The following is a 6,329-nucleotide window of genomic DNA, read 5'->3' as shown; positions in this document are numbered from 1 at the left end:
AAGCAGAGTTGGCCAAGGACGCACCGGGCATCGGCCTCGACGGCGAGCGGTTGCCGGGCGCGCCTGAGTACAACGCGCGAGTCGCCGTGGACTATGACTTCGATGTGCTGGGCTACAAGACTTACCTGCAAGGTGACGTTGCCTATGTCGGCGGCTTCTACACCGGCATTGGCACCACGGGAATGGAGATCGGCGACTACACGCAAGTGGGCTTGCGTGGCGGCGTGCAGGTCGGCGCCTTCGACGTGAACTTGTTCGCCAACAACCTGACCAACTCGCGTGCTCGTGTTTGGATCGATACGTACAGCGGCGTAGCAAACATTTTGCGCCCGGCGACCTTTGGTATGAACGTGGGCTACAAATTCTAAAGATGGGGTGTTATCGAATGTTCAAGCCGTTGTGGCTGGGTGTGGCGCTGCTGATTGTCGGCGTCACGCCGGCCACTGCGGCGAGTTCGTTCGAGACTCGAGAAGGCACGTGGATGTCGGTGGATGTGTCGCCCGATGGGCGCACGCTGCTGTTCGATGTGCTTGGCGATGTGTTTCAGCTGGATGCGAACGGCGGGCAGGCGCGAGCGTTATTGGCCGGCCCGTCGTTCGAAACTCAGGCGGTGTATTCGCCGGACGGTAAGCGGATCGCTTTCGTCAGCGATCGCAGCGGCTCGGAGAATCTGTGGATCGCCGATGTCGACGGTCGCAATGCTCGTAGCCTGAGTCAGGACACGCAAGGGGTGTTCGTGTCGCCGGCGTGGGCGCCTGACGGCAAGTCTGTGTTCGTCACTCGCTTCGACTCGCGCAGCCGGTTGAACTTCAGCACACGCGGTGGCCTGTGGGTATTCGATGTCAACGGTGGCGGCAGCGCGTTGCAGGGAGAGGTGGAGTCCAAGCGCACCCCCGGATTGGGCGCCGCGCCGTCGCCCGATGGCCAGTCGCTGTACTTCTCGATGGGGGATGGTGGCAGCGGCTACGACATCTTTCGTCGCGACTTGCGCTCGGGCCGTTCCATACTGCTGATCAGCGGCCGAGCCAGCGCCACTCGCTTGTTGCAACCGAAGGTCACGCCGGATGGTTCGCAGCTCATCTATGGCTCGGACATCGAAGGTCGCACTGAACTGCGCGTTCGAAACTTGCGCGACGGTTCGGATCGTCGCCTGGCATTCCCCATCGAAACATCGCTGGGCGACATGTCTCCTGCATTTCAAGGCTTGCTGCCCGGTTACGCAGTGACGCCGGATTCCAGTGCCGTGATCATGGGCTATGGCGGCAAGTTGCATCGAATCGACCTGCGCAGCGGCGTCGATCGAGTCATTCCTTTCCAGGCGCGATTCGAGTTGCCGACCGAGCTCGAGCCGAAGCCGCAGTGGCGCGATGAAACCGGCCCCGTTCGCGCTCGGATGATTCAAGCACCGAGTCTGTCGCCGGATGGCAAGCAACTCGCATTCATCGCGTTCGGCAAACTCTATGTGCGCGACTTGGCGAGCGGTGCGAATCGACGCGTGACGGATACTCCGTTGCGAGAGGATGCAGTTGCTGAGAACTATCCGACGTATTCGCCGGATGGCCGATGGATTGCCTACGCGAGTTGGTCACGCTCGGAAGGCGGCCACCTGTGGCGCGTGCGTAGCGACGGCCGCGGCAAGCCGCAGCGTGTGACGCAAGCTGCTGCTTACTTTCGCAAGCCGGTCTACGCCGCGGACGGCAAGTCGATCATCGCCTTGCGCTCAGCGACATACGATCAACAGAACCTGCTGGTCGAACGCGGCATGGGCTTGGTGCGGCACTCAGCCCAGGAATTGGTGCGAGTGTCGGCCGAAGGCGGCGAGGCTCGCTTGATTTCATATCTGCCGCCTTCGTCGCTGGAGGTGGATCTGGGTCAGCCGCATCGGGCGGCTGGTGCCGATGCGGTGCTGACACATACGCCCGACGGCTTGCTGAAAGTGCCGCTGGATGGCAGCGATGCGCAGCCAGTATTGAAGGTCGAAACCTCGGTCGGTGTGTACGCCGAGTTGTATCAGCACAAGCAGCCGGTCGACGACGTAACGTTGAGTCCGGACGGACGTTGGGTATTGGTGCTCAACAACTCTCAGCTGCATTTGCTCGCCGTGCCGGCGGTCGGTGGCGATGTTCAGATCGATCTGGATGCACCCTCGGCATTGCATCGGCAGATCACGCAGATCGGCGCAGACTCGTTTGGTTGGTCAGCCGACAGTCGCGAGATTTTCTGGACGGTCGGTTCGACCTTCCATCGCTTGACCTTGGCGCAGGCGCTCGCATCCCAGCCGGCCGACGCGGGTTGCGTTGACGATCGTTACGCAGGCGTGCGAATCGACGTCGAGATTCCTCGCGCGACTCAGCAGGGCACAGTGCTGCTGCGAGGCGCGAAAGCGGTGACCATGCGAGGTGACGAGATCATCGAGCGAGCCGATGTGCTCATCGAAGGCAACCGCATCGCTGCCATTGGCGCCACGGGTATGATTCAAGTGCCGGCGAATGCGGAGATTCGGGATCTCACCGGCAAGACGATTACGCCGGGCTTCGTGGATACGCATGCTCACTACTATCACGTGGGCCGGCAGGTCATCGATTACCGTAACTGGGAATTCCCAGCGCAGCTGGCTTATGGCGTGACTGCGACAATCGATCCGCAATCCTTCACCAGCGACTTTTTTGTTTATTTGGACTTGAGCGATGCCGGCGTCATCTCGGCACCGCGTCTTTATACGACGGGCCCAGGTATTCACAGCTGGAACAATCTCGCCTCCGCGGAGCAAGCGAAGTGTGTGCTCCGTCGCTATCGGGATTTCTATCGCACACCTATCGTGAAGTCGTACATGATCGGCAGCCGCACGCAACGTCAGTACATGGTGACGGCGGCTCGTGAGTTGGGCATGCGGTTGGTGACTGAGAATTGGGGCATCCCGCGTTACTCGCTGACGCATGCGATGGATGGCTTTGCCAGCAACGAGCATGCTGCCGATGCCATCGACTACTACGACGATGTGGCGCAACTCTACGCTCGCACCGGCGCGGGCTTTTCGCCGACCACGCTGATCGGCGGCGCTGCTGGACCGATGGGCGTCGACTACTTCCTGGCTCGTCGAGACCCCATGAACGACGCCAAACTCAATCGATTCGTCCCTCGTAACTACCTGCGCGCTCGTATCGGTCGTGTGAGATGGGAGCCCGAGGAGCACTACATCTTCCAACGCCTGGCTGCGTCGGCGGCCAAGATCCTGCGCGCTGGAGGCACAGTTGGTCTGGGAGCACATGGTGAGTTGCCCGGCTTGGGCTATCACTGGGAGATGCAGGCTTACGCCAAGGGCGGCATGACTCCGCATGAAGTACTGCAGACGGCCACCCGCAACTCGGCTCGCATGCTCGGGCGCGAACAGGAGTTCGGCACCTTGGAAGCGGGCAAGTACGCGGACTTGATCGTGTTCGGGCAGGATCCGTTGCTGGATATCGCCAACGCCGAGTCCATCGAGGCCGTGCTCAAGAACGGGCGCTTGCAAGCTTTGTAGTCGAGAACGAACGGCGCTCGAGAATCCCTAACCTTCAGACGAGTGGCGACGGTACCTCCTCTAGCCCGCGAAAAAATAATTTTGAGCGCATTGTAAAGCGCTGGACCGCGGTTAAGTTAGGCAGCCGTGGATAGCAGCCTCGACGACTGGTTCAGCAGCGAAATCCTGCCGCATGAGCGCGCCCTCATGCGGTTCTTGCGCCGTGTCTGGCCGAATTCCGCCGACATCCCCGACCTGCGCCACGATATCTACATCCGAATTCTGGAGAGCGCAGCGACCTCCCGTCCGGCGCTGCCGAGGGCGTTCTTGTTCGCCACGGCGCGCAATCTGTTGATCGACCGGGCCCGCCGCAATCGAATCGTCTCCATCGACCTGATGGAGGACTTGGAGTCGTTGAACTTCACGGTCGATGAGATTTCGCCCGAGCGGCAGGTCAGTGGTCGGCAGCAGTTACTGCGCCTGGCCGCCGCGTTCAACGAGCTGCCGTCGCGGTGCCGCGATGTGATGTGGATGCGCAAGGTGGAAGAAGCCTCGCAGAAGGAGATCGCGCAACGTATGGCGATTGCCGAAGCAACGGTGGAGGCGCATCTGGTGCGCGGTGTGAAATTGCTCGGTGCGCTGTTCCACGACGATAGCGAGTCCCAAGCGACGCAGGAGCGCAGCGGCGGTGTCAGCAATAGGAGGAGCAATGCAGACTAGAGAGGCGGCAGAAGAGGCCGCTGCCCGATGGATCGCGCGTCGCGAACTCGGGCCTTGGGGCGAAGCCGAGCAGGCGCAGTTCACGACCTGGCTGAATAGTTCGTTGAGCCATCGTGTCGAGTACCTGCGCCTGAATGCCACCTGGAGTCACAGCGATCGGCTCAAGGCCATCGGCGCTGGCGTGCCGCCGGGCACGGTGCCGAGCCGCGAAGTGCTCGCCAACATTCCTTTTGCGGACCGGCAGGTACTGGCGAGCGAAGCGCCGGCGCCGCAGGTTGGGCGACGCTTCTCCAAATCGTTGACTGCGCTCGCGGCGAGTGTCGTGCTAGCGATGGTCACGGCCACGATGTGGTTGCTGCCCGCCGGCTCGACTTACAAAACGCAGGTCGGCGCCATCGAAGCCATCCCCATCGCGGACGGCTCGAAGATCACCTTGAACACCGATACCCGGATTCGCGTCACGCTCAGTGACGAGGAACGACGCGTCAGTCTGAATCAGGGGGAAGCCTTCTTCGAAGTTGCCAAGGATCCCCGTCGGCCATTTGTGGTCGAGGCCGGGCAGCAGACCGTCACGGCAGTGGGAACCAAGTTCTCAGTGCGGCGGACTGGCGATGACGTGCAGGTGGTCGTGACCGAAGGCAAGGTTCGGGTCGAACGCGCGGTCGATGCCGGCAAGGCAAAGGCGCCGGTGCAATTGCAGGTCGGCGCGGTCGCTGTGGCGAGCAGCACCGGCGTGCTGGTGCAGGAGAAGTCGTTGCCCGAGGCTGAGGAAATCCTGAGCTGGCGCGGCGGCTTCCTGGTATTGCGAGGCATGCTGTTGTCGGAAGCGGCCGCGGAGTTCAATCGCTACAACGAACGCAAGATCGTCATCGCCGATCCGTCCGTCGCGGCGATGCGCATCGGCGGGACGTTCCGTGCGGCCAACGTCGATGCTTTCACACGGCTGTTGCACGGCGCGTTCCCCATCGACGTCGAACAGCGCGACGATGAGATCGTGCTGACGGCGAGAAATATTCCAAAGCACTAGAGGAACCTTGGTTTGCAATCGTCGGTGTAAGAGGTACTCGTCGTTACTGGCTGTCCTCGAGGATCTCTTTCATGTTTATCAAGCGAGCTCGGGTGGGTTCATTGCTGGCGCTTGCCATTGCGGCATCGTTGGTTGCTTCCGGTGCCAGCGCGGCGGGTCAGCAGACTCCGGCGCCGGAAACGCGCATCACCATTCCTGCCGGCGATCTGATTACCGCGCTGGATGCTTTGGCCAAACAAACTCGCGTCGAGCTGATCTACGACCGCGACCAGCTGGAAGGTCTGAAGACACGCGGCATCGATGCATCGTTGACGCCGTCGGCGGCCGTCAACAAGCTCATCGAAGGCACGCCGTTGACGTTGCGCATCGATTCATCGGGCGCGATGGTCGTAGCGGCGCCACAGCCGTCGGCCAGTCGTAACGGCTCGATCAATTTGGACGACACGTTGTCCGAAGTGATCGTCACCGGTCGCTTGCTCGACAATGTTTCCATGATGAAACGCGGCGAGACCATGCGTGAGACGCCGCAGTCCGTCACCATCATGACCCAGCAGCGCATCGAAGAGCAGAGCCTGCTCAGCATCAGCGAAGTGATCGACCAGGCGCCCGGCATGACGGTCGAGAACGATTACTACGGTAAGCCCGCCACGTACTACTCGCGGGGCTTCGAGATCAGCAACATGCAGATCGACGGTGTGTCGGTCGACGTAAATCGTAGCTATTTCTTCAGTCCCAATCTGGCCATGTATGAGCAGGTGGAAGTCCTGCGCGGCGCCGACGGCCTATTCGCAGGCAGCGGCGAGCCCGGTGGCACGATCAACCTGGTCCGCAAGCGTGGCCGCGCGGACGCGGAGACGATCGTCACGGCGCAGGGTGGTAGCTGGAATAACTTCAACGCCATGCTCGATGTCACGGGTCCGCTCGGGTTCGATGGCCGCTTGCGGGGTCGCGCCGTCGCCACGTGGCGTGATCGCGATTATTTCTACGATACGGCGCATGACAAAGGCCGATTTTTCTACGGCACGCTGGAAGCGGATGTGACCTCGTCCACGCTGTTGGTCGTTGGCGGTAGTCACGATGAAA

The 6,329-nt window shown here is 61.5% G+C and carries 5 protein-coding genes; all 5 read left to right on the top strand.

Translation table 11 applies throughout. The features are described 5' to 3' along the window. On the top strand, nt 1-368 hold a 368-nt coding region (locus JNL55_RS21900), incomplete at its 5' end, for a TonB-dependent receptor domain-containing protein (protein WP_293858890.1). Between the two features lie 17 nt (nt 369-385). Beyond that, complete coding sequence (locus JNL55_RS21895; RefSeq protein WP_293858887.1) at nt 386-3,520, top strand: amidohydrolase family protein; 3,135 nt, start codon at nt 386-388, stop codon at nt 3,518-3,520. 126 nt (nt 3,521-3,646) lie between these two features. Then, entirely contained in the window at nt 3,647-4,219 is a 573-nt protein-coding gene (locus JNL55_RS21890; RefSeq protein WP_293858884.1) for a sigma-70 family RNA polymerase sigma factor, read from the top strand. Next, complete coding sequence (locus tag JNL55_RS21885) at nt 4,209-5,246, top strand: FecR family protein (protein WP_293858881.1); 1,038 nt, start codon at nt 4,209-4,211, stop codon at nt 5,244-5,246. The genes JNL55_RS21890 and JNL55_RS21885 overlap by 11 nt, the downstream gene beginning before the upstream one ends. Nucleotides 5,247-5,317: 71 nt before the next feature. Further along, nucleotides 5,318-6,329 (top strand): TonB-dependent siderophore receptor (locus tag JNL55_RS21880; RefSeq protein ID WP_293858878.1); only part of this gene is annotated, 1,012 nt, incomplete at its 3' end.

It is taken from the genome of Steroidobacter sp. (assembly GCF_016790065.1).
In the GTDB taxonomy this organism is placed as follows: Bacteria; Pseudomonadota; Gammaproteobacteria; order Steroidobacterales; family Steroidobacteraceae; genus Steroidobacter.
Note: the sequence above shows the minus strand (reverse complement) of the source record. Positions and strands in the feature narration are given on the sequence as shown.

Excerpts from the sequence above, each read along its gene's own strand:
- JNL55_RS21895 (WP_293858887.1), top strand. The coding sequence starts at position 386 with ATGTTCAAGCCGTTGTGGCTGGGTGTGGCGCTGCTGATTGTCGGCGTC.
- JNL55_RS21885 (WP_293858881.1), top strand. The coding sequence starts at position 4,209 with ATGCAGACTAGAGAGGCGGCAGAAGAGGCCGCTGCCCGATGGATCGCG.